General features: G+C 69.8%; 17 protein-coding genes and 1 pseudogene. 13 read left to right on the top strand and 5 right to left on the bottom strand.

Annotated elements, in window-relative coordinates:
• Positions 1–230: 230 nt before the first annotated feature.
• The 4 genes and pseudogenes from ACIQOE_RS07920 to ACIQOE_RS07905 form a co-directional block, all read right to left on the bottom strand.
• Positions 231–466, bottom strand: a pseudogene (locus tag ACIQOE_RS07920) (IS5/IS1182 family transposase); the annotation flags it as partial.
• An 88-nt stretch (positions 467–554) separates the two neighbouring features.
• On the bottom strand, positions 555–845 hold the full coding sequence (locus ACIQOE_RS07915; protein ID WP_401410399.1) for a hypothetical protein: 291 nt from the start codon (positions 843–845) through the stop codon (positions 555–557).
• 182 nt (positions 846–1,027) lie between these two features.
• Positions 1,028–1,825 carry a YqjF family protein gene (locus ACIQOE_RS07910; protein ID WP_401410397.1) on the bottom strand — a complete coding sequence of 266 codons (798 nt, stop codon included), beginning with the start codon at positions 1,823–1,825 and terminating at the stop codon, positions 1,028–1,030.
• 7 nt (positions 1,826–1,832) lie between these two features.
• Positions 1,833–2,534 (bottom strand): SDR family NAD(P)-dependent oxidoreductase, encoded by a 702-nt coding sequence (locus ACIQOE_RS07905; RefSeq protein WP_401410395.1) that lies wholly within the window; start codon positions 2,532–2,534, stop codon positions 1,833–1,835.
• 271 nt (positions 2,535–2,805) lie between these two features.
• Between ACIQOE_RS07905 and ACIQOE_RS07900 the strand changes: the two genes are divergently transcribed.
• From ACIQOE_RS07900 to ACIQOE_RS07875, 6 genes are all read left to right on the top strand, one after another.
• A complete protein-coding gene (locus ACIQOE_RS07900) occupies positions 2,806–5,238 on the top strand; it encodes a SpoIIE family protein phosphatase (protein WP_401410393.1) in 2,433 nt (810 codons plus the stop codon).
• A 417-nt stretch (positions 5,239–5,655) separates the two neighbouring features.
• Positions 5,656–6,429 (top strand): ChbG/HpnK family deacetylase, encoded by a 774-nt coding sequence (locus ACIQOE_RS07895; RefSeq protein WP_401410391.1) that lies wholly within the window; start codon positions 5,656–5,658, stop codon positions 6,427–6,429.
• A gap of 35 nt (positions 6,430–6,464) precedes the next feature.
• Positions 6,465–7,466 carry an aldo/keto reductase gene (locus ACIQOE_RS07890; RefSeq protein ID WP_401410389.1) on the top strand — a complete coding sequence of 334 codons (1,002 nt, stop codon included), beginning with the start codon at positions 6,465–6,467 and terminating at the stop codon, positions 7,464–7,466.
• Between the two features lie 137 nt (positions 7,467–7,603).
• Positions 7,604–9,214, top strand: a complete 1,611-nt coding sequence (locus tag ACIQOE_RS07885) for a glycoside hydrolase family 36 N-terminal domain-containing protein (protein WP_401410387.1) — start codon at positions 7,604–7,606, stop codon at positions 9,212–9,214.
• Positions 9,215–9,334: 120 nt separating this feature from the next.
• The gene (locus tag ACIQOE_RS07880) at positions 9,335–11,401 is read left to right on the top strand and encodes a glycoside hydrolase family 52 protein (protein WP_401410385.1); all 2,067 of its coding nucleotides are present in this window, start codon (positions 9,335–9,337) and stop codon (positions 11,399–11,401) included.
• A 199-nt stretch (positions 11,402–11,600) separates the two neighbouring features.
• Positions 11,601–12,419, top strand: coding sequence for a GH12 family glycosyl hydrolase domain-containing protein (locus ACIQOE_RS07875; protein ID WP_363020614.1), 819 nt, complete (start codon positions 11,601–11,603; stop codon positions 12,417–12,419).
• 66 nt (positions 12,420–12,485) lie between these two features.
• Here the strand turns inward: ACIQOE_RS07875 and ACIQOE_RS07870 are convergent, their stop codons facing one another.
• Complete coding sequence (locus tag ACIQOE_RS07870) at positions 12,486–13,676, bottom strand: helix-turn-helix transcriptional regulator (protein WP_401410383.1); 1,191 nt, start codon at positions 13,674–13,676, stop codon at positions 12,486–12,488.
• Between the two features lie 324 nt (positions 13,677–14,000).
• Between ACIQOE_RS07870 and ACIQOE_RS07865 the strand changes: the two genes are divergently transcribed.
• The 7 genes from ACIQOE_RS07865 (at position 14,001) to ACIQOE_RS07835 (ending at position 22,446) form a co-directional block, all read left to right on the top strand.
• On the top strand, positions 14,001–15,023 hold the full coding sequence (locus tag ACIQOE_RS07865; RefSeq protein WP_401410381.1) for a LacI family DNA-binding transcriptional regulator: 1,023 nt from the start codon (positions 14,001–14,003) through the stop codon (positions 15,021–15,023).
• Positions 15,024–15,432: 409 nt separating this feature from the next.
• Positions 15,433–16,419 (top strand): ABC transporter permease subunit, encoded by a 987-nt coding sequence (locus tag ACIQOE_RS07860; protein ID WP_363020611.1) that lies wholly within the window; start codon positions 15,433–15,435, stop codon positions 16,417–16,419.
• Complete coding sequence (locus ACIQOE_RS07855; RefSeq protein WP_401410378.1) at positions 16,419–17,393, top strand: carbohydrate ABC transporter permease; 975 nt, start codon at positions 16,419–16,421, stop codon at positions 17,391–17,393. The genes ACIQOE_RS07860 and ACIQOE_RS07855 overlap by 1 nt, the downstream gene beginning before the upstream one ends.
• A gap of 131 nt (positions 17,394–17,524) precedes the next feature.
• Positions 17,525–19,216 (top strand): extracellular solute-binding protein, encoded by a 1,692-nt coding sequence (locus tag ACIQOE_RS07850; protein WP_401410376.1) that lies wholly within the window; start codon positions 17,525–17,527, stop codon positions 19,214–19,216.
• Positions 19,217–19,268: 52 nt separating this feature from the next.
• Complete coding sequence (locus tag ACIQOE_RS07845; protein ID WP_401410374.1) at positions 19,269–20,465, top strand: Gfo/Idh/MocA family protein; 1,197 nt, start codon at positions 19,269–19,271, stop codon at positions 20,463–20,465.
• Between the two features lie 116 nt (positions 20,466–20,581).
• Positions 20,582–21,328: a sugar phosphate isomerase/epimerase gene (locus tag ACIQOE_RS07840; RefSeq protein ID WP_363020607.1), complete on the top strand. Its 747-nt coding sequence runs from the start codon at positions 20,582–20,584 to the stop codon at positions 21,326–21,328.
• Positions 21,325–22,446, top strand: a complete 1,122-nt coding sequence (locus ACIQOE_RS07835; RefSeq protein ID WP_401410372.1) for a Gfo/Idh/MocA family protein — start codon at positions 21,325–21,327, stop codon at positions 22,444–22,446. Before ACIQOE_RS07840 ends, ACIQOE_RS07835 begins: the two co-directional genes overlap by 4 nt.
• Positions 22,447–22,590: the final 144 nt, after the last annotated feature.

The following is a 22,590-nucleotide window of genomic DNA, read 5'->3' as shown; positions in this document are numbered from 1 at the left end:
CATAACAGCCCCCAGAGTCGCCGGACGCCAAGACCCACCGCCGACCCCGCGCCGTCGGGACGTAGCGCTCCCGTCGCCGGCTGACGCACCCACTCGCTCAAGCGCTCAGTCAATCCAACCGACGTAACCCGCACCCTTAAAGATCTCTAGTCGGGGAACACGCAGTCGGGTTATCACGTCAGCGCAGCCGGGCGCGTCACCGGCCTGTCCGGCGGCGAGGTGGAAGGCCAGGGCCGGCAGTTGCCATCGGCTGCGATATGGATCTTGGTGGTCAGTCCGCCGCGGGACCGCCCGATGGCGTGGTCGTCCGGCTCGCCGGCCGGGGCCCCTATGTGCGGGTTCCGGCCGGGTGCTGGTGGGCTCGCACGATTGTGGAGTCCACCGAGACGACCCAGTTCAGCTCTTCGTCGGCGTCGGCCTGTGCCACGAGCGCGGTGAACACCCGCTCCCGTGGGCCTTCGATGGCCGGGCCGGCCGTAACGGCTCGATCCGCGCTCACTGCGCGTCAGTCAACGGCACACCCGGACGACGAGCAGACGATCCGGAGGGAGCGACTACACGCAGCCGGTGCCATCGGTCTCGACGGCAACCGTCCACCAGGAGGTCACTTTGGCAGCCATCGCTTCCGGCTCTGACGGAAGAGGGGTGAGACCGAAGTGATCTACCAGCTCATGCCGGAGGAACTCGCCGATCTCCGCTTGGTCGGCGCCACGCCGGAGACGCTGAAGGAGAGGGACGAGCATGCAGTCGTACTCGTCTTGCACCTCGTCAGCGACGCCGATCGGGTCCCACTCATTGAGCAGATGCCGCAGGCCGCTCTCGGGCACGTCGGTTCCAGGTCGCATCGCTCCAGCGTGCCACCCCGGAAACGCCGTCATCGCTCACCCACACCTTGATCCAAACGAAACCGCCTGGACGACCAGACGATCGCCGAGGTTGCTGCCAATTGTCGGGTACGACGTCCTCGTCGCGGAGGCGAGTACGCGGCGCCCGGCCACTCGGGCGCGGACCGGGCGCATCAGGGGACTTACACGGCGGATCCCGGGAGCGCCAGCGGCGGCCCGAACCGTACTCGCAGGCCCGGGGAGTACAGCACGCTCACGGGATCCCCGACCGGCGGGGACAGTCCCGCCCGAGCGATCAGGTCGTCGCTCCAGCCCATCAGGGTGCACGCGTGGAAGGACCAGGTGGGGTGTGCGTTGGGCAGGTAGTAGGTGCGGCCGAGGAACCGCTCGTGCAGACCCCACCGGCAGGTGAGGAACTCTTCCAGTGGGCCCGGCGCCACCGGTGCGTCCGCCACATCGATCCACACCCGGGCCCCCGTGCCCACCCCGTCGCGCCGCCCGGTGGTGTACAGCAGCCGGCTGCCGAACCAACGGCTATGTGTCCGGGACCATCCGTACGGCAATCCGAAAGCGATACGGGCCGTCAGTACCGGCAGCAGCCTGTCGCAGTCGAGGGACCGGAAGACCACACCGCGTCGTCCCAGCGCGTCGCGGCAGTAGAGACGGACGTTGACCTCGTTGAAGGATCCCAGATACGGCAGGGGCGGAGTACGGCCGAACGCGAGGTCCTGCATGTGGAAGAAGACCAGGCCGACGTAGGTGCGGCCCCGGTGCTGGTCGGGCACGGTACCGGCAGGGAGCAGATGGGCCACCTCGACCGGGTCCGCGGGCCAGTGCAAGAAGACCAGATCACGCCAGCGCTGCTGGAACAACGCTCGGCACACGGGTCGGGGAGGCAACGGTGTCAGGGGCTCCGCCGGCAGATGCGATGGTGCGCCGGGGGCCCGGACCTCCTCGTCTGGAAGGCGCTCCGCCGGCATGACAGCCTTACCGGATGACGTCGAGCGACGTACCGGAGCCGGGGCGCACTCGCACGGCCCCGGACGAGAGGGCTTCGACGATGGCTTCCACGGCCCGCTCGACGGGCATTCCCAAGGGCAGCGGCGGAGCCTGCCCGACGACGGCCCGCTCGGCGAAGCCGGTGTTCATGTGAGGCAGGTTGATCTCCAGAATGGTCACCCCGCTGCGCCGGTGCTCCCGCCGGACCGCCGTCAGCCAGGTGGACAGTGCCGCCTTGGCGGCGGCGTAGTCGGCCATCCGCGCCGGTGCCGCCTCGGCGACGATCCCGGTGATGGCGGCGAGGACGCCGCCCTCGCCGACATGTCTAGCGGCCGCGCGGAGGAAAGCCATGGGGGCCAGGGCGTTGACCGCCGCAAGGTGCTCTCCGACCGCGTCACCGACCTCACACACCAGACCGAAGGCGGCGACGCCGACACAGACCACGGCGCCGTCGAGGCCGCCCAGCGTGGTGGCCGCCCAGTCCACGGTCCGTGCGCACGAGTCAAGATCCCAGGCCTCGAACGTCCGGGCGGGGGCGTCCCCGCATGCCGCCGCGACCAGGGCCAGGGCAGTGCCGTCGCGTCCGGCGAGCGCCACTTTGCCACCGAGGTCGTGCAGACGGACGGCAAGCGCCCCGCCGATCTCCCCGGTGGCTCCGGGTACCAGGATCCGCGCGCCTTCTACGAGCATGCGCCACCTCCCGGCTGATCGTCGCTGCTTCGCCGCCGTGGATACCTTTCGGTGCTCGACCGCCCGCCGGATGCAGCAGTCCGGGCACCGGGTTCGCGGAGGGTGCTGAGGGGTGTCATTCCGCCGCTGGACGCCTGCCGCCATCGCCGTGATCCTGGGAACGTAGCGGTTGAAGGCCCCCGGCACCCCGTCGGGGGAAGCCTCGACGACGCCCGAGTAAGCGACCCCTCGGCGCCCCGGCCGCAACGGTCCGCTCTCGCTCGACACCACCATGAGATCGCGCACCCAGATCGAAACCGGACGAGCCATGCATGACAGAGGCGAAACCCGTCAGGTTCCCCACCGCGGAACGTTCGACATCTCAGCGGCAGCGCTGCTGATCGTCGACTCGCGAGGAAAGATCTCCTACTGGAGCGGTGCCGCGCAGCAGCTGCTCGGTCACACATCGAGTGAGGTACTCGGACACCCGGCGAATCTCCTGCTGGTCCACGAGGCGGGTCCGAGCGCGCTTCCGTCAGGACTGCGGCAGGCGGAGCGCGGCTGGCTGGAGGGCGTTATCCACGCTCTTCACAGCGGAGGGCAGCCCCTTCGCCTTGCGGTACGCACCCTTGAGCTTGATTGCGACGGGGCGTCCGCATGGCTCGTCGCGATGCAAGATCCGATCTCGCTGCGCGCCAGCGAGTTCAGAGCTGCGGCCGCGCAGTGCCTGCTCGAGGAATCGCCCTTCGGAGTCGCCGCGCTCAGCTCGGATCTCACCTTCCAATGGGCGAATGTCGCGCTCGCCGAAATGGAAGACATGCACGAAGGGAAAATGAGCACAGAGGGGAAACCCTCGCCCGCCGTCCTGTATCAGGCGGAAAAAGTTCTGAAGACAGGATGCTCGGCAACGACGGTGGAGAGTGTCGAATCGCTCCAACAGGGCAGGTGCCGCGTCAAAGTACGCTCATCGTTTCCCCTGCGGATCGAGGGAAGCCTGCTCGGGGTCTGTCACACCGAGCTGGATATCCCTGGTGAGGACCCGGCACGCCACCGGCTTTCGCTGCTCAACGAGGCGAGCGAGCGTATTGGAACCACCCTGGACCTGGAACGTACGGTGCACGAACTCGCAGAGGTGCTGGTTCCGTGCCTGGCTGACTTCGTAGCCGTCGATCTGCTCGACAGCGTGCAAATGCCGCTGGATGCGCCGACGGGCTCCGTGCAGACCTCAGACATTCTCTGCCGGGCCACACACCTGTCGATAAAAGAAGACCACCCCGAGGTCGTCATCAGGATCGGTGCACCAGCCCATTACCCAGAAGAATCCCCCCAAAGACGCTGCCTCCTGACCGGAAAGCCCATCCGCGAAGCGATCACACCTTTCACACCCTGGCTCGTTAAAGACCCGCTGCGCTGGTGCAGGCTCGTACGGCTCGGCGTGCACACGCACCTTACGGTGCCACTTCGGGCGCGCGGTGTCGGCATGGGCGTGGTCACCCTGATGCGCTGGGAGAATCCTCATCCCTTCGACGAGGACGACCTGCTCCTCGTCGAAGAGCTGATAAGCAGAGCGGCCATATGCGTGGACAACGCCCGGCGCTACGCTCGGCAGCAGCAGGCGGCACTTACCCTCCAGACAAGCCTGCTTCCGCACGAATTGCCCGATCTGAGCGCTGCCGACTTCGCCCACCGCTATCTCCCGGCCGATGCGGAGACCGGCGTCGGCGGCGACTGGTTCGACGTCATACCTTTGTCGGGTGCCCGAGTCGCGCTGGTGGTCGGCGATGTCGTCGGCCACGGTATCCACGCAGCAGCCAGCATGGGGCGACTGCGGGCGGCTGTGCAGACTCTTGCGGACCTTGAACTGCCGCCCGACGAACTGCTGGCCAAAGTCGACGACTACGTGGTGCGCATATCCGATGAAGCGGACGCCGCGACCAACGGGGAACTGATTGTCGGCGCTACCTGTCTGTACGGAGTCTACGATCCCATCGAGCGCACACTCGTCGCCGCACGAGCCGGTCACCCCGGCCCGGCCATAGCGCACCTGAACGATCCTGTCGAATTTCCCGAGATCCCTGCCGGCCCGCCTTTGGGGCTGGGAGGTCTCCCTTTCGAGTCGACCACAATCCAGGTGCCCGAGGGCAGTATCATCGCCCTTTACACCGACGGCCTCATCGAAGCGGCGGCACGGGACGTCGACATCGGCTACGAGCGTCTGTGTTTTGCTCTGGCTCACCCCGATCGTCCGCTGGAGGAAATCTGCGACACGATGATAAGCGCGCTGCTGCCGGACCGCCCGTTCGACGACGTCGCCTTCCTCATCGCCCGCACCCGTTCGCTCAGTTCTGATTGCGTTGTCTCATGGGACATACCCGGCGATTACCCGTCGGTTCACGCAGCGAGAGAAAAGGCTGCTCATCAACTGGAAATATGGCACATGGCAGAGATCTCCTTCGTTGCCGAACTCATCGTCAGTGAACTCGTGACCAACGCGATACGGCACGCTACCGGACCGATCAGCCTCAGACTCATCCACGACCGCACACTGATATGCGAGGTGTCCGACGCAAGTAGCACATCCCCGCGCATGAGGCGAGCCACCACCACGGAAGAGGGCGGTCGCGGCCTGTTTCTGATCGCACAGTTGAGCCAGCGCTGGGGAGCCAGGTACACCCCGCTGGGGAAAACGATTTGGGCAGAAGTGGCAATCCCGGTACGTGATTGAACGGAACGCATTGAGCGCGGGGCTCATGACCCAGCACGTGGCCGGTGCCAGCCAGTTGAGGTGCCTCATCGAAGTGCCGGCATTCCTCCATCTACCTGCACCACTCAGCGAGGCGGGCCGGTCTTCCCTCAACCACCGACACGGCCGTGCCGCTCGCTCTGCGCATGCATTCTGTTCGGGGTGGAAAGGGGAGGCGCAGGCGATCGACGCTGAGGTTCCCCTGCAGACCCGGCCGCTCTCGGGGACGGGCGGTCCAGGTCCAGATTCGGCACGGTCGTCCATGGAGTTGATCACCGGGACCATGGCCGGTCCAGCCCTAACGGGCCAGGCTGTCCACCGGTAGGCGCCAGGCCGCAGGATCCGGTACGGGCCCAGAGGCGTGTCGCGGACGGAGCGATCCAGGACGGAGAGGCCCAAGTGACCGGTCTGGTGGTGCGCGTAGATGACGCAGGGCTCAGCGAGAGCGTGAACGAATCGATCCGTGAGGCCCTGCGCGGTCCCGCCGCGCGCAGTGTCTCGCTCATGGTTCCAGCCCCCGCCGCCGCTCACGCTGTGCGGATCCTGAAACCACTCCCCGAGGTCGTGCGTGGTCTGCACGTCACACTCACCAGCGAGTGGGAACAGTACCGTTGGCGCCCGGTCCTTTCGGCCCGTGCCGTGCCCTCGCTCGTCGACACCGACGGATTCCTGCCCAGGACCGCCGAGGAACTGAACCGGCGCGGGGGAGTTGACCCGCGCGAGGCGAGAGCCGAGATAGAGGCGCAGCTCCTGCGGGCCCGCGAATGGGGATTCGACGTCCGCTACGTCGACGAGCACATGGGCGTCGGCTGGGTGCGCGGCGCGGGGGAGGCCATCCGCGCCGTCGCCGCCGCCCACGGTCTGATCGACGCCGACCGGACGGTCCCGCCGCTCGACGGCCCGCCGAACGAGGTACCGGACATCGAACGGCCAGGGGCCTGGCTGCCGGACGCCGTCCGAAAAGCCGGTCCCGGTCACCGGGTTCTGATCACCCATCCGGGGCGCGACGACGACGACCTGCGCGCCCTACGCGGAATCGGCTTCCGCGACGGCGGGGTCGGCGCGCTCCGAGACGCCGACCGGCGGATGCTCGCCGACCAGGCGCTGTGGACGGACGTCCGTGCCGCCGGCGCCGACCTCACCGACTACGTGGCTCTGACGGCCGCGCTCTGACATCCCCGCCATCCACCTTCTCGCAGAGGACATCCATGCCGCACACACCTGATCCTGCCCGCTACGACACCATGACGTACCACCGGGCAGGCCAGAGCGGTCTGAGACTCCCTGGCGTCTCCCTCGGTATGTGGCACAACTTCGGGGTGAACTCACCGTTCGAGAACCAACGCGCCATCATTCGCAGAGCCTTCGACCTCGGCATCACGCACTTCGACCTCGCGGACAACTATGGCCCCGAGCCGGGCGCCGCTGAGGAGTCGCTCGGCCGGATCGTCGCGGCCGACCTCCGCCCGCACCGTGACGAACTGCTGATCTCGACCAAGGCGGGGTTCGACATGTGGCCCGGTCCCTACGGCGAGTGGGGCTCGCGCAAGCACATGCTCGCCTCGCTCGACCAGAGCTTGCGGCGCACCGGCCTCGACCACGTCGACATCTTCTACTCGCACCGCCCCGATCCCGAGACCCCCATCGAGGAGACCATGGGGGCGCTGGCCACAGCCGTGCACCAGGGCAAGGCGCTCTACGTGGGCGTGTCCAACTACTCTCCGGAGCAGACCAGGGCCGCCGCCCGTGCCCTCGCCGACCGCGGCGTGCCGCTGCTCGTGCACCAGCCCTCGTACTCGATCTTCAACCGATGGGCGGAAGAGGGGCTGCTCGACGCGCTGGAAGAACTCGGTGTCGGATCCGTCGCGTTCTCGCCGCTGGCTCAGGGACTGCTGACCGACCGCTACCTGAAGGAGGTCCCGGCCGGCTCCCGAGCAGCCGGGCCGAGCCCGTTTCTCTCCGCGACCCAGATCAAGGACGAGACCCGGGTCAGGATCGCCGCACTGACCGCCATCGCCCGCGAACGCGGCCAGAGCCTCGCCCAGATGGCCATTGCCTGGGTACTGCGCGGCGGAAGGGTCACCTCCGCCCTCGTCGGTGCGAGCAGCGTGGCCCAGCTCGAGAACAATGTGGCCGCCCTCGGCAACACCTCCTTCACCGACGAGGAACTCGCGGCGATCGGACGGCACGCCGACCCGCCCGCCGAATGACCGGCCGGCCGACCCCGTCAGCCGACCCGGCGATCCGTCACACCCTCTCCCACCGGCGGCCATCGGTCACGATCCACCATGCTGCCCCACCGCCGGGAAACCTAGGCTCGAGGTGTCGATCATCAAGGAGGGACTTCATGACCGAGGTCCACCACGACGCGGCCGCCCGTCTGTGGATGCCCAGCGCCCCCGCCGGCTCCCACATCGTCCGTCTCCACGAGGAGAGGCGGCTTCGGTACCTGCACTGGGGCGCCCGACTCACCCGGGAGCGGGCCGCGACCCTGCCGTACGTCATGGAGGTCGCCACCAACTTCGACGGCGAACTCGCCGAGGAGTACCCGGCCGAGGGCGGCGCCCGCTTCGGGGTCCCGGCCCTTCGGCTGCGCCACTCCGACGGCAGCCGCACCACACGGTGGGACCACACCGGCCGCACGGTCGTCCGGGGCCTGCTGAACTTGGTACTCGGCGAGCGGTTCACCCCTCTGGAACTGGGCCCGCACCACCGCCTCCGCGACGACTGTGACGCCATCGAGCGCTGGGCGGAGATGCGCCACCAAGGCCGCGAGGACGAACTCGTCCGGGTTCAGCGTCTTGCCGCGGCCCGCTGGTCTCTGCCCCTGCTGTCCGATCACCGCATCAGCCACCTGATCGGAGGGTTGAGTGCAGAGAATCGGTCGGCGCGGGAGCCCCTGGCACGGGCCGAGACCGTGCTCATCAGTCGGCTCGGGATTACCGGCCGCCAGGCGAACCCCTGGCCGGCTGTCGACGCGGATGAGGTGGGCGAGGACCGGGGCGAGGTGTGGAGCAGCGCGGCCGCCCGGAGCGGCAGTCGGCGCGTCACAGCAGAGCGGACCCACTCCGGGGAGGCGAGGAGCTTCGGCGTCGGGGGTGCACCCGAGATGGCTGATCCGGACAGCGACCTGTACCGGGCCGACCCCGATTGGGCGCTGAACGAACCGGGCCGCCCCAGCGCCGAACCGTGCAACCAGCTCGTCCTTGACTTCGAGCGGCCCGAGATCTCCGTGTGGGCGCACGACTGGCTCGACCGGCTGGTCCGCGACCACGGGCTGGACCATCTGAAAGAGAGCATGAACCGTGCGGTGTATGCCGTCATCAATATCGCCCCGGACCCGGACGCCGGGCTGTGGCCCTTGCACGGTCCCTACCTCCAGGGCTTGATGGGGGATGGCACCTCGGGAAGTCGGCGGGTTGATCCCCGGCTCGGCTGCGGCACCCGCGCCCTCGGCGCCCACCGGCGCGACCTGACGGAACACGTCACCGACCACCGCATCACCCAAGTCCCCGCCCGATTCGGCCGCGCCCTCGACATCCGCGGCCTCGAGAAATCCCGCGGTGCCGTGCACACCGACGACGGCGCCGCCGTGTCGTTCGAGACCGACCGCGACACGCTCGGCTCCCTCGTCGTCAGCCACGCCGGCACCGGACGCAAGAACCGCCTCGGGTTCCCCTTCGACGGCCCCGCGGGCTCGTACTCGTTCGACCAGTATGGACCGGAACTGCTGAGAGTGGGCGGGCGCACCCGCGTCACCACCGTGCTGCACGACCCGGACCTTCCCAGCGCGCACGGTGACCGCTACGACCCACGCTCAGGCCAGGGACATCGTGCGAAGGCGGTTACGACGGCGTCCTCTCGGTGGAGCACGAGGATCCGGTCCGGTGACCGGCCCCGCACCGAGGCCGGCCTCGAGATCGCCCGCCGAACCCCGGCCCCGCTGATCGTCGGCTGACAAGTCCGGCGCCCGGGCAACCTCTTCACCCCCTCCGGCACCCCGCCGGCGGTGCGCCTGCCGCGCCACGCGCGCGCACCGCGTCTGTGGGACCGGCCTTCTCCCCAGGAGCGCACCACCGTGGACCTCACCAACGTCCAGCACAGCCCGATGGGGGCCCATGCCTCCTTCACGCTCGGCCACCCCGGCGCGAGCGGCGGTCTCGGTCTCGGCCTCGCCGGTCCCGCCGGCCAGAACGTGTACATCGCCGTGGAGGACGCGCCAGGCTCCGGCAGCTTCAGCGCGCTGCCCTTCTTCGCCACCGACGACGGTGATCCCCTGGCGCGTTTCCAGGGCGGCGAAGACGGGCGCACCGCCCAGCCGACGGGCCCGCTCAGCGCGCTGCCCGCCGACCGCGTCCGGCGCACACTGGACGCGGTCACCGACCGCTGGACGGCCGGCCCGCTCGACTTCGCCGTCCACTCGCCGCTCGGGGCCCTGCCCGAACCCCCCGGCCCCGGCGATCCCGACGCGGGGCAACGCGACGCCGAACCGGAACTGCGGCTGGCCGTACTGCCCGCCGTGCTCGCCGAGTTCACCGTCGACAACACCTCCGGCGCCGCCCCGCTCCGTGCGTTCGTCGGTTACGCGGGATCCGACCCGTACTCCGGCATGCGCCACCTGCAGGCACCGGGCCTCACCGGTGTCGGTGAAGGCATCCGCACGGCGATCGTCACCGATGCCCCGGACGCACGCGCCGCGATCGGCTTCGACATCCCCTTCCTCCTCGGCGACGGACACTCCCAGCAGGCAGGATTCGGACTCGGCCAGACCGGCCTGCTCGTCTTCGAGGTACCGGCCGGACAACGCCGCACCCACCGACTCGCGGTGTGCTTCCACGAAGCCGACCACGTCACCGCCCCCGACCGCTGCCGTTACCTGTACAACCGCTACTACGCGGACCTGGACGCGGTGGCTTCCGCGGCGCTCGGCAACTTCGAGACGTTGCTGGCCCGTTGGCGAAGGGCCGCCGACGACCTCGGCGCGACGTCGCTCAGCGAGGACCGCGCCTGGATGCTGGCCCTCGCGATCCGCAGCTATTACGGCAGCACCGAACTGCTGGAGGACACCGAAGGGCGACCCGTCTGGGTCGTCAACGAGGGGGAGTTCCGGATGATGAACACCCTCGACCTCACCGTCGACCACTCATTCTTCGAGGTCCGCCAGCACCCTTGGACGCTGCGCAACGTTGTGGACCGGCAGTTGGAGCTGTACAGCTACAGCGACCGGTACGGCATCAGCTTCACCCACGACATGGGTGTCGCCAACGTCTGGTCGCCACCCGGAAGTTCCTCCTACGAACGCCCCGGCCTCACCGACTGCTTCTCCTATATGACGGGCGAGCAACTACTCAACTGGGTGCTGGCCGCCGCTGTCTACACCGGCACCGGCGACATCGAATGGCGCACCCGACGGGCCTCGGCGCTGCGCGACTGCCTGGACAGCATGCTCGCCCGCGACCCCGGCGCCACCGGTGTGCAGACTGTCGACTCCGACCGCGTGGCGGGCGGCGCAGAGATCACCACCTACGACAGCCTCGACACCTCGCTCGGACAGGCCCGTTCCAGTGCGTACATGGCCGTCAAGGGCTGGGCCGCCTACCGGTGGCTGGAGCGCGCGCTGCGCGCGCTCGGCGACACCCCCGCGGCCGAGGAGGCCCGCTTCCGGGCCGACCGCGCGGTCAAGACGCTGACCGCGTCGGTCGGCGCGGACGGCACCCTGCCCGCGCTGCTGGACGATCCGGAGGGGGCCCGGATCATCCCGGTGGTGGAAGGCCTTGCCCTGGCCCACCTGACCGGAACCGACATCCGGTCCGAACCCCGGCTGGCCACCGTCCTGCGCGACCATCTTCGGGCCGTACTGGACTCAGGCCGCTGCCGCTTCGACGACGGCGGCTGGAAGCTCTCCGAGACCAGCGACAACTCGTGGCTGTCGAAGATCTACCTGTGCCAGTTCGCCGCCCGTGCCCTGCTCGGTCTGCCCGACGACGAGGACATGGCCGCGGCGGACCGCGCGCATGCCGCGTGGCTGCGTCATCCCACCGAGTCGCGCTGGTCCTGGAGCGACCAGATGATCGCCGGTGTGGCCGCCGGCAGCCGTTACTACCCGCGTGGTGTCACGGCCGTCGTCTGGCTCTCGGAGCGCTGAACACCCCTGCCCACCGGCACACCATCGTCCATGTGGCCGCGCCCATTCGTCATGGGAGGACGTCCGGGGCGCGGTCATCCTGGACAGCGGAACACCGACGGGCCTCGTAGGCCGCCCGGCACAGCGTCCCGGGGCGGTCGCAGCCGCGCACGCCCGTCTCCCGCCTCACTCCGAGTCCATGAACCGAGGGAGCCGACCAGTGAACCTCTTCCGCCGAGCCGCCGGACTTCGCACCGGTCTGACCGCCGCCGCCTTCGCGGGCCTCCTGCTCGCGGGCGCGGCCACCACCCCGGCGCAGGCCGCCACCCAGCAGAACTGCGACGTCGAGGGCACCGTCATGTACGGCAAGTACTACGCGCACAACAGCGAATGGGGCAACACCTACAACGGCTGGGGCTACGGCAACCAGTGCGTCTCCCACGACGACGCTCAGGGCGGCAGCAACTGGGCGTCCAGCTTCAACTGGTACAACAACGGGTCGATCTCGGACGACGAGTGGCACATCAAGGCCTTCCCCTCGGTCGTGAGCGGCTGGCAGTGGGGGTACGCCAACCCCGACCACGGAGGATTCCCGGTACGCCTGGGCGACGAGCACGAGATCCTGACGAGCTGGGACTTCTCCGTGAACGCGAGCGACTGGAAGGGCGACTCGATCTACGACATGTGGATCGATCCCTCCCAGAACCCGACCGGCCAGCCGCAGAACGAGGTGATGGTCTTCCTCAACTACAGCGACGGCGCCATTCCCTCCTCCGCCGACAAGGTCGCCACCGTCGACCTGGGCGGTGCCGGCTGGGACGTCTACCGCAGCTACGGCTCATGGCAGGTCATCAGCTTCGTGCGGACCCAGCAGACCTCCAGTGTCAGCAACCTGAGCCTGCGTGACTTCATGGACTACTCGGCGAACGTCGGCTGGCTCGACCGGAACCTCTATCTCGTCAGCGTCCAGGCAGGCCACGAGATCTGGCGCGGCTCGGGCACGACCACGACCTCGAACTACGCCGTCGACGTCTACTGACGCCCGCGGCGGCGCCAAGGCCGCCGTCCGCCGTGCTGGCGGGCGGCGGCCTTCGCGCGTGCCGGCTCAGAGGCCGACGAGCCGCAGCAGGGTCTGCACGGCCGGCCCGTCGCACCGCTGCGCCGCCGCCAGGGGATCCTTCCGGAAGACCTGCGGAGCGAGACCGTGGGTGGCGCGGAAGCGCCGCGAGAAGTGCAGTGGATCGGCGAACCCGCAGGCCCGTGCCACTTGAGAGACATTCAGGTCTCCTGCGAGCAGCAGGCTTTCGGCACGGGCGAGCCTGACCTGCTCCAGGGCGGTGACGGCACCGATGCCGAAGTGCGCCTGGAACATCCGTGCGAAATGCCCCCGGGACACGGACGCGGCGCCGGCCAGTTCTGCCAGAGTCAGCGGACGCGGGCCCAGGCTCCACGCCTCGCGGACGTATCCGAGGGCCGCGGCGAGCTCCGGTCTGGCCCTGGCGAGCCCGGCCTTCGCCAGGTCCGTGGCATGCTCCTCGGCGTCACCGGGGACGGAGTCGGATGCGCGCACCGTGAGCACGGGCGGACGGCCGGGGAGGCTCCCGGCAGGCGTGCGCAGCGCCGGTTCGTCCACCGGCTCAGCGCCGCTCGGGCCCGCCTGCGCGCCACCCTCCAGCAGGAGCGACAGCACCATCCACAGAGACTGCGCGGCCATCTCCTGCCAGCGTCCGGTGCGGGCCTTGCCCAGCCACAGCAGGTAGTCCAGAAGCACCGGCGAGGGATCGGGGGAGCGGGGCAGCCGGACCCAGGGCTGCGCCTGCTCCGGGGGAGTGCCGGGCCAGCAGAACGCCACCTCTCCGAGCGTGCCGGCGGCCGACGCCGCCTCGATCCAGTCCATGCGGTGGGGAGGCACCAGGGCCACGGCGCCCGCCGGGAGCAGCGGCCGGTGATCGGCGTCGGCCGGTCCGGCCGACCGTGGCGGCTGCGCCGTCCCGATCGACCAGACCAGCCGCCAGACCCGCTCACCCGCAGGAGGCGAGCCGCCCTCGGTTCCTCGAGAGGTCCGGAAGCGCTTCTGGCCGGTCTCCGCGGCCGTGCGGGGGCCGACTGCGGTCGTGCGGGGGCCGACGTGGAACGGCCTGCCGTGGACGAAGCGTTCGGACTGTCTCGGCCGATCCGCCGGGTGTCTGGTGCGCGGGTCGCGGGCCGGTCGAACACCCGGGCCGGACTTGAGGATCGGCAGGGCGACGGCCCGGTCGGCCGTGACCCGGGCCGGGGTCGGTGCTGCTGGGACCATGGACACGTGATACCTCCCAAACCCGGACCCGTTCACGGGCTGCGCAGCTGATTTCGGGGAGGGCCGGCCCGTGCTCGACTGCCGGCGGCCCGCGGCACCTTCCGGTGCCGACGCTCGGCCAACTCTGGCACGGTCACGCCGTGTTCGGCTCACCCGATGTAGGAAAAGTTTCGGTAACGTTGCCGACGGGAGTCTAGGAGCCCCGTTGGGGACGGTCAACATCCGTGCGACGCTGAGCGGCACTCGTCGCGCCGACCGCGGCGCGGGACGACAGGTCCACGGGGACGGGCGATCCCGGCGCGCCCACAGGAGAGGAACTGCCACATGACAGACGACACGCCGAGCACCGGCCGGGCGGGCCGGACTACCCTCGCCGCGGTCGCGGCGGACGCGGGAGTCTCGGTGGCCACCGTCTCCAAGGTCCTCAACGGACGCGGTGACATCTCCGCCCAGACCCGGAGCAAAGTCCAGAGCCTCCTGGTCCGCCACGGCTACCAGCCGGCGTCGACCCGGCGACGCGTCGGCATCGTCGACATGCTGATCGACAACATGTCCAGCTCGTGGTCGGCGGAGCTGGCCCGCGGCGCCGTCGAGGCCGCAGCCGAGCACGCGGTCAGCGTGGCCATCACGACCCGGCAGCTGCGCGGGACGGCGGAGTCCGGCTGGATCGACCAGGTGCTGCGGCGCGGCACCGACGGGCTGATCGTCGTGCTCGACTCACTCACCGCGGCCGAGCGCGAACTGCTGGACGCGGGCATCCCGTGCGTCCTGCTGGACCCCGTGGGCGAACCGCAGCCCGGATTCCACATGGTGGGCGCGACCAACTGGCAGGGCGGGCTCGACGCCACGCTGCACCTGGTCGAACTGGGACACCGGGCCATCGCCTGTCTGGGCGGTCCGCCGGAGCACTGGTGTGCCAGGGCGCGCCTGGACGGGTACTACGCGGCGCTAGCCCGCAACGGCGTGCCGGTCCGGCCCGAGCTGGTGCGCACCGGGGAGTTCCAGGAGGAATCGGGGCACCGCCTCATGGCCGAACTGCTGGACCTGCCCGAGCCGCCCACCGCGGTGTTCGCCTGCGACGACGTGCTGGCCATGGGTGCGATCAAGGCGGCCGCCGAGCACGGCCTGGCCGTCCCGTACGACCTGAGCGTGGTCGGCTTCGACGACGTGCCCTTCACGCAGTGGACGGCGCCGCCCCTGACGACGGTGCGTCAGCCGCTCGCCGCGATGGCCGAGACGGCGGTGCGCATCCTCATGCAGCGCGACCGCACCTCCTCGGAACCCCAGCGGATGGAACTGGCGACCAAGCTCATCGTGCGGGGGAGCACCGCACCGCCCGCCGGCTGAGTGCGTCTCCCACGGTCTCGCCGACTCGGTGCCGGTGGCGATGACTTGACGGAACGTGACATGGACGATCGTCCGCCGGCGGCACGATCCGCCAGCCGCCACGGCCTCTCACCGGATTGATTTTCGGAAACAAGGCGAAACCTGTGCGCGATGCCTTGACAGGCAGGGGCGGCCGGGCGGAGCCTCACTGCCGTCGAGATCACACGCTGACCGGCGGACACCTCTCCGGACATGGCTGCACGGAGCCGTCTCCGCCGCACCCGTCCACCCGCAGAACTCTTTCGGCCCCACGCCGAAACCAGCTCGGCACCGTCGGACCGCTGGTTCGGACGGGCCGGTGATGCCGGTCCTGCGCACCTCACGCCGCACCCGGACGCCTCCGGGACACGGCAGGCAGGGAAGGAACACGATGTCCATACAACCGGTCGCCACCGAAGGAGAACCGGTCGGCACCGAGCGGTCCGCGAAGGGCCGCCGACGGCCCGGCCGCCCGGCGACATCACTGGCCGCCCGCATGTGGCGGGCGCGGATGATGTACCTGATGATGCTGCCCGGCCTGCTGTACTTCGTGGTCTTCCGCTATGTCCCGCTGCTGGGCAACGTCGCGGCGTTCCAGGACTACTCGCCCTTCCTCGGGTTCTCCGGGAGTCAGTGGGTCGGGTTCCACAACTTCACCTCGATGTTCAGCGACCCGCAGCTGATCACCGCGGCACAGAACACCGTCGTCCTCAGCTTCCTCCAGATCGTCTTCGCCTTCCCCGCGCCGATCGCCCTGGCGATCCTGCTCAACAGCCTCATGAGCGAACGGATCAAGCGCTGGGTCCAGGCCGTGGTCTACCTGCCGCACTTCATCAGCTGGGTGATCGTCATCGCGATCTTCCAGCAACTCCTCGGCGGTGACGGCCTGCTGACCGACCTGATGACCGCTCACGGGACGCAGTCGCTCGCGATCATGAACGATCCGCACTGGTTCAAGTCCCTGATCACCGCGCAGGTGATCTGGAAGGAGACCGGCTGGAACACCATCATCTTCCTGGCCGCGATCACCCGTATCGACTCCCAGCTCTACGAGTCTGCGGCCGCCGACGGCGCCGGACCCTGGCGGCGCATGTGGCACGTCACGCTGCCCGGCCTGCGGGCCGTCCTCGTCCTGATGCTGATCCTGCGCCTGGGCAACGTCCTGACCGTCGGTTTCGAGCAGATCCTGCTCCAGCAGAAGACCGTCGGCGCCGCCACCGCACAGGTCCTGGACACCTTCGTCTACACCCGGGGCGTCGTCGGCGGCGACTGGGGGCTCGCCACCGCGGCCGGCCTTCTCAAGGGGGCCATCTGCACCGTCCTCGTCGTCGTCGCCAACAAACTCGTCAAGCGCACCGGTTCGGAAGGGGCCTTCTGATGGCCGGCACCACGACACGCCCCCGCCCGGCGGTCACCCTCCCGCAGACCGACAAGCCCCGCCGCACCACGCGTCCGCGACGCGGTGGCGCCGAACGCCCCGCCTGGTCCGAGCGGCCCTCGCTGCCCGCGGCGATCGCCAAGGGCCTCGTCCTGGCCGTGATATGCCTGGTCGTGCTCTACCCGATGGTCTACATCCTGGCCGTCAGCCTCAGCGACCAGAACGACGTGGCGGGCAACGGCCTGCTCCTGTGGCCCAAGCACTGGTCGCTGGAGTCCTACCGGACCATCCTGGCGGGCGGGCTGGTCACCCGGGCGCTGATCGTCAGCATCCTGGTCACCGCCGTCGGTACGGTCGTGTCGATGGCGCTGACCGTGCTCACCGCCTACTCGCTGTCCCGCACCCGCGACGTTCCGGGATCCCGTTTCGTCCTCTGGCTCGTCCTCGGGACGATGTTCTTCAGCGCCGGCATCATCCCCAACTACCTTCTGGTGAAGCAGTTGGGCATGCTCGACAGTTACTGGTCGCTGATCATCCCGAACGCCGTCAACGCCTTCAACCTCGTCGTGGTCCGCAACGCGTTCATGGACCTGCCCGCCGAGCTCTTCGACTCGGCGCGCATCGACGGCGCGAGTGAATGGCAGATCCTCTGGCGGATCGTGCTGCCCCTCTCCAAGGCCGTGATCGCCGTGGTCTCGCTGTTCTACGCCGTCGCGCTCTGGAGCGACTTCTTCAGCGCCATGATCTATCTCAACGACACGGCCAAGTGGCCGATCCAGCTGGTGCTGCGCCAGTTCGTGCTCCAGGGCGAGTCGATGACGCAACTGGCGTCCAACCCGAACCAGCCGCTGCCGCAGCCGCAGACCCTGCAGATGGCGATCACCGTCGTGGCGACCTTGCCGATCCTGATCGTCTATCCGTTCGTGCAGCGCTTCTTCACCAAGGGAATCCTCGTCGGCGCGGTCAAGGGCTGAGCCCGACCACACCCCTCGCAGGCCCCGGATCTCCCGCACTCCACGACGCAGCCCACCCGGCGGCGAGGTCCGGCATGCGCCGAACCTCTCACGTCCACCCATCCGCTCACCGACCACGAAGGACCACGCGCATGAGTCTGCCGAACGTACCCTCCGCGTCCTCCGGACCCTCCCGTCGCGCCGTGCTGACCGGCGTGCTCGGCATCGGTGCCGGACTCACCCTCAGCGCCTGCGGCAGCGGTGGCGGTGGCACGAGCCACGCCCCCGGCGAGGCGTTCAGAACCCCGGCCGCCGGCCCGTCCCCCAGCCCGATCCCGGGCGAGCACCGCGTCCCCGTCGTCGGGGTCCCCGCCGCGTACGACCATTACCCCTCGGCCGCCGAGCAGTTCACCTCGGTCGCCAAGGCCCCGGGCCGCGGCGGCACGATGACGGCGCTGACGCAACTCGCCACCACCCAGCCCCCCGGCCACGGCAGCAACCGCTGGTGGCAGGAGCTGGAGAAGCGGCTCGGCGTCACCTGGAAGCCGACCCTCGTCGGCGGCGCCGACATCGGCGACCGCGCCCAGACCATCATCGCCAGCGGCGACATGCCCGACCTGTTCAACGTCAACCACTACTACTCGCCGGCGATCGACCGCAGCGTCAAGCAGGGCGCGTTCACCGAACTCTCCGACTACGTCGGCGGGAAGGCCATCCTCGACTACCCGAACCTCGCCCGGCTGCCCGCGTGGGCCTGGCGCAACAGCTCCATCAACGGGGGCATATTCGGCGTGCCCCGTCCGACCCCGCTCGTCAACAACGTCGCCTTCTACCGGGAGGACTGGCGCAAGAAGCTCGGTATGGACATGCCGAAGAACGCCGACGACGTGTACACGCTGCTCACCGCGTTCACCAAGTCCCACCCGGCCGGCTCCGGCGGCAAGACGTGGGGCCTCTCCGACCTGAACAGCGGCTTCTTCGCCGCGATGTACCGCGTACCGTCCACCTGGCGTTTGCAGAAGAGCGGCAAGCTCGTCAAGGACCACGAGACCGACGAGTGGGAGGCGATGCTCGCGTACATGCGCAAGCTCTGGATCGGCGGCGCCTTCCACCCCGACGCCCCCACCATGCCCTGGGACCAGCAGCGCCAGAAGTTCCTGGACGGCTCGATCGGCATGCACGCGGAAGGCTTCAACGGCATGGTCGCCGTCGGCGGCGACCTCGGTGTCATCCAGCGCAACAGCCCCGGCGCCGACCTCCAGCCGATGCTGCCGCCCGGCTTCGACGGAGGCAAGCCGCTGATCTCCCAGGACACCGGCTACTGGGGGTACTACAGCATTCCCTCGAAGCTGAGCGGCGACAAGGACAAGGTCCGCGAGATCCTGCGGGTGTGCGACTACTTCGCGGCTCCGTTCGGCAGCAAGGAGTACACCTTCGTCAACTACGGCGTCGAGAACTACCACTTCACCTACACCCAGGACGGATCCCCGAAGCCGACCACCGACGCGCACCGGCTGTCCGAGCTGAGCATGGCCTACATGTGCCAGCCCTCCGAACTCAACTTCTTCTTCGCCGGCCGGCCCGCCCAGGTCGCCCGGGACGCCCAGTCCTTCCTGAACGACGCCATGCCGGTCAGTGAGCCCAACCCGGTGGTCAACCTCTACTCCGAAACCTCCATCTCCAAGACCCCCGTGCTCAAGCAGATCATCGACGACCTCATGATCGCCGTCGTCACCGGTCGCAAGCCCATCGGTGCCCTCGCCGAAGCACGCAGCGACTGGAAGAAGCAGGGCGGCGACCAGATGCGCGACGAGTACGAGAAGGCCCTGGCCAAGAAGAGCTGACCCCCGGCCGCACCGCACGCAGCCCGCACATCCCCTCGCAGGAGTCAACACCGTGACCATCAGCATCGGCGTCGTCGGCGCCGGGCAGTTCGCCCGCGCGTTCATCCCCCTCTTCCAGGCCCACCCCGGCGTCCACGACGTCCGCCTCACCGAGGCCGTGCCCGAGCGCCTGGCGAGCGAGGCCGCGCGCCACTCCGTCGCCACCACCTACGCGTCCTACGAGGACATGCTGTCCTCGGACGTCGACGCCGTCGCCGTCTTCACACAGCGCTGGACGCACGGCCCGCTCGTCGTCCAGGCCCTGGAGGCGGGCAAACACGTCTACTCCAGCGTTCCGATGGCCGTCTCCGAGCAAGAGATCGAAGCCATCGTCGACGCGGTGCGCCGCACCGGGCTCACCTACATGATGGGCGAGACCAGCTACTACAACCCGGCCGCCGTGTACTGCCGGGGGCGCCGGGCCGAGGGCGCGTTCGGCGACATCTTCTACGCCGAGGGCGACTACGTCCACGACATGGACCTCGGCTTCTACGACGCCTACCGCTTCAGCGGCGGCGACCGCTGGAAGGAGACCGCGAGCTTCCCGCCCATGTACTACCCGACCCACGCCCTGGGCGGAGTGCTGGCGGTCACCGGCTCGCACGTCACGTCGGTGTCCTGCCTCGGCGTGAGCGACACCCGCGGCGACGGCGTCTTCGACCGCGCGGTCAGCCGCTGGGGCAACGACTTCTCCAACGCCACCGCCCTGTTCCGTACCGCCGACGGCGGCGTCGTACGCACCAACGAGATGCGCCGTGTCGGCTACCCCTCGCCGCTGCGCGAATCCCGGTTCCGGTTCTTCGGCACCGAGGGCAGCTTCGAGCAGCTCGCCACCAGCACCCTGTGGCAGGACCGCGAAAAGGCGGAGGACATCGAGGAGTTGATGCGTACGGTCCCGACCGCCCGGCTGGACGACGCCTCGCTCGCCGACATCGACCCGTCGCTGCGCGACGCGTTCGTCAGCGGTTTCGCGCCCGTCCACGACATCGGCCGGCTGCCCGCCGAGTTCGCCGGACGTCCCAACGGCCATGAGGGCTCGCACCAGTTCCTCGCCGACGACTTCGTCTCCGCCTGCCTGAGCGGGAATCTGCCGCCGGTCAACGCCTGGACCGCCGCGCGCTACACGCTCCCCGGGCTGGTCGCGCACCGCTCCGCCCTCGAAGGCGGCGCTCAGCTGCACGTCCGGGACTTCGGAGATGCTCCGGCCTGATCCGTCGGGCCCCTGCCTCCGGCCGGCCCCCGACCGTCCTCCCCGGTCGGCGGCCGTCCGTCCGCCACCACCGTCACCCAGACCCGCGTCGCCACCGCACCCGAGGAGACACCGACTTGACCGCGACCACCCCGCTGGCCGTCCAGCTCTACGGCCTCGACAAGGCCATGACCGCCGACCGGCGCGGCACCCTGCGCCGCCTCGCCGAGATGGGATACCCCGGCGTCGAGCCGTACGACGTACTCGGCGACCCTCACGGACTGCGCGCGGAACTCGACGAGTTCGGCCTGAAGGCATGCAGCGCGCATGCCTGGGTCACGGGCGAGCGGCAGACCGAGATCTTCAGGGCGCTCACCGTCGTCGGCACCGACACCGCGATCCTGCCGTACGTCGCCCCGGAACGCTTCGCCGACCGGGAGTCGATCGCCGCGGTGGCGGCCGAGATCAACGCGGCCGCCCGTGCCGCCGCCGACCACGGTCTGCGGATCGGCTACCACAACCACGACTTCGAGCTCTCCACCCTGCACGGCGGCCGGCCGGCGCTGGAGGTCCTGGCCGATCTCCTTGACACCGACGTGCTGCTGGAGGTGGACACCTACTGGGCCGCGACCGGCGGCCAGGACGTCCCCGGCCTGCTGCGCCGCCTCGGCGACCGCGTGCGCCACCTCCACGTCAAGGACGGTCCCGTCAACAAGGACGACCCGCAGGTGGCCGTCGGCAGCGGACGGATGCCGGTACCGGAGATCCTCGCCGCCGCGCCCGCCGCGGAGTGGCACATCGTCGAGCTCGACCAGTGCGCGACCGACCTCTTCGACGCGATGGCGCAGAGCCTCGCCTACCTGACCTCGGACGGTGTCCGGTGAACCAGCACCCCCGCGACCGCAGCGGACCGATGGGCGTGGCCGTCATCGGGTGCGGCGTCATCAGCGACCAGTACCTCACCGCTCTCACGGCCTTCCCCGACCTGCGCGTCCTGATATGCGCCGATCTGGACGAGGACCGGGCACGCGCCCAGGCCGAGCGGTACGGCGTTCCGGCCTCGGGAGGCGTCGCCGAAGCGCTCGGCCACCCCGACGTCGAACTGGTCGTGAACCTCACGGTCCCGGCCGCGCACGCCGAGGTCGCACGCGCGGCGGTCGCCGCCGGCCGACACGTGTGGAACGAGAAGCCGCTCACCGGCGACACCGACAGCGCCCGTGAGCTGCTGGAGGCCGCCGCCGCGACAGGCGTGCGGGTCGGCGGCGCCCCCGACACGTTCCTCGGCGCGGGTGTGCAGACGTCGCTGCGGCTGATCCGCCAGGACGCGATCGGCGCTCCCCTCTCGGCGCTGAGCCTGATGCAGACCGCCGGCCCCGAAGCCTGGCATCCCAGCCCGGAGTTCCTGTTCCGGGCCGGCGGCGGCCCGCTCTTCGACATGGGCCCCTACTACCTGACCGCCTTGGTCAACGTCTTCGGACCGGTGCACCGGGTGAGCGCGGTCGCCACCCGTTCCCGGGAACGCCGGGTCATCGGCTCCGGGCCGCGGGCGGGAACCGACTTCGAGGTCACCGTGCCGACCCATGTCTCGGCCCTGCTCGAGTTCGGCGGTTCCCGCTCCGCCACCACCGTCTTCAGTTTCGAGTCGCCGCAGCTCCGGCTCGGATTCGTCGAGATCACCGGCATGGACGCCACGCTGGTCATGCCCGACCCGAACCACTTCGACGGCGCCACCCGCATCGAGGACGGAGGCCCGAGCCGTCAGGAGAAGGCGGCCGGCGCGGTGGCGGGAAGGGGGATCGGCGTGGTGGACATGGCGCGCTCGATCCGGGCGGGTGTGCCGCACCGGGCCTCGTGTGAACTCGCCCTGCACGTCCTCGACGTGATGGAGGCGATCAGCACCGCGGCGGACGCCTCCCAGCCGGTGGTCGTGGAGAGCCGCTGTCGGGCCCCGGAGCCGCTGCCCGAGGACTGGGACCCGTACGCCGGAACCCTGATCCCCTGAGCACCACAAGACCCGGCCCCGGCCGCGGGGGGGGCCCCCCCCCCCCCGGGGGGCCCCCCCGGGGGGGGGGGGCGCGGGGGGGCCCCCCCCCCCCCCCGGGCGTCACGATCCCGCGCGCGGGGGCCCCCGGGGGCCGGGGGCGGA

It is taken from the genome of Streptomyces sp. NPDC091282 (assembly GCF_044757385.1).
Classification (GTDB): domain Bacteria; phylum Actinomycetota; class Actinomycetes; order Streptomycetales; family Streptomycetaceae; genus Streptomyces; species Streptomyces gramineus.
Note: the sequence above shows the minus strand (reverse complement) of the source record. Positions and strands in the feature narration are given on the sequence as shown.

Coding starts and splice junctions, on each gene's coding strand:
- ACIQOE_RS07855 (WP_401410378.1), top strand. CDS start 16,419: ATGGCCGGCACCACGACACGCCCCCGCCCGGCGGTCACCCTCCCGCAG.
- ACIQOE_RS07915 (WP_401410399.1), bottom strand. CDS start 845: ATGCGACCTGGAACCGACGTGCCCGAGAGCGGCCTGCGGCATCTGCTC.
- ACIQOE_RS07910 (WP_401410397.1), bottom strand. CDS start 1,825: ATGCCGGCGGAGCGCCTTCCAGACGAGGAGGTCCGGGCCCCCGGCGCA.
- ACIQOE_RS07885 (WP_401410387.1), top strand. CDS start 7,604: ATGACCGAGGTCCACCACGACGCGGCCGCCCGTCTGTGGATGCCCAGC.
- ACIQOE_RS07905 (WP_401410395.1), bottom strand. CDS start 2,534: ATGCTCGTAGAAGGCGCGCGGATCCTGGTACCCGGAGCCACCGGGGAG.
- ACIQOE_RS07865 (WP_401410381.1), top strand. CDS start 14,001: ATGACAGACGACACGCCGAGCACCGGCCGGGCGGGCCGGACTACCCTC.
- ACIQOE_RS07850 (WP_401410376.1), top strand. CDS start 17,525: ATGAGTCTGCCGAACGTACCCTCCGCGTCCTCCGGACCCTCCCGTCGC.
- ACIQOE_RS07870 (WP_401410383.1), bottom strand. CDS start 13,676: ATGGTCCCAGCAGCACCGACCCCGGCCCGGGTCACGGCCGACCGGGCC.
- ACIQOE_RS07860 (WP_363020611.1), top strand. CDS start 15,433: ATGTCCATACAACCGGTCGCCACCGAAGGAGAACCGGTCGGCACCGAG.
- ACIQOE_RS07900 (WP_401410393.1), top strand. CDS start 2,806: ATGAGATCGCGCACCCAGATCGAAACCGGACGAGCCATGCATGACAGA.
- ACIQOE_RS07890 (WP_401410389.1), top strand. CDS start 6,465: ATGCCGCACACACCTGATCCTGCCCGCTACGACACCATGACGTACCAC.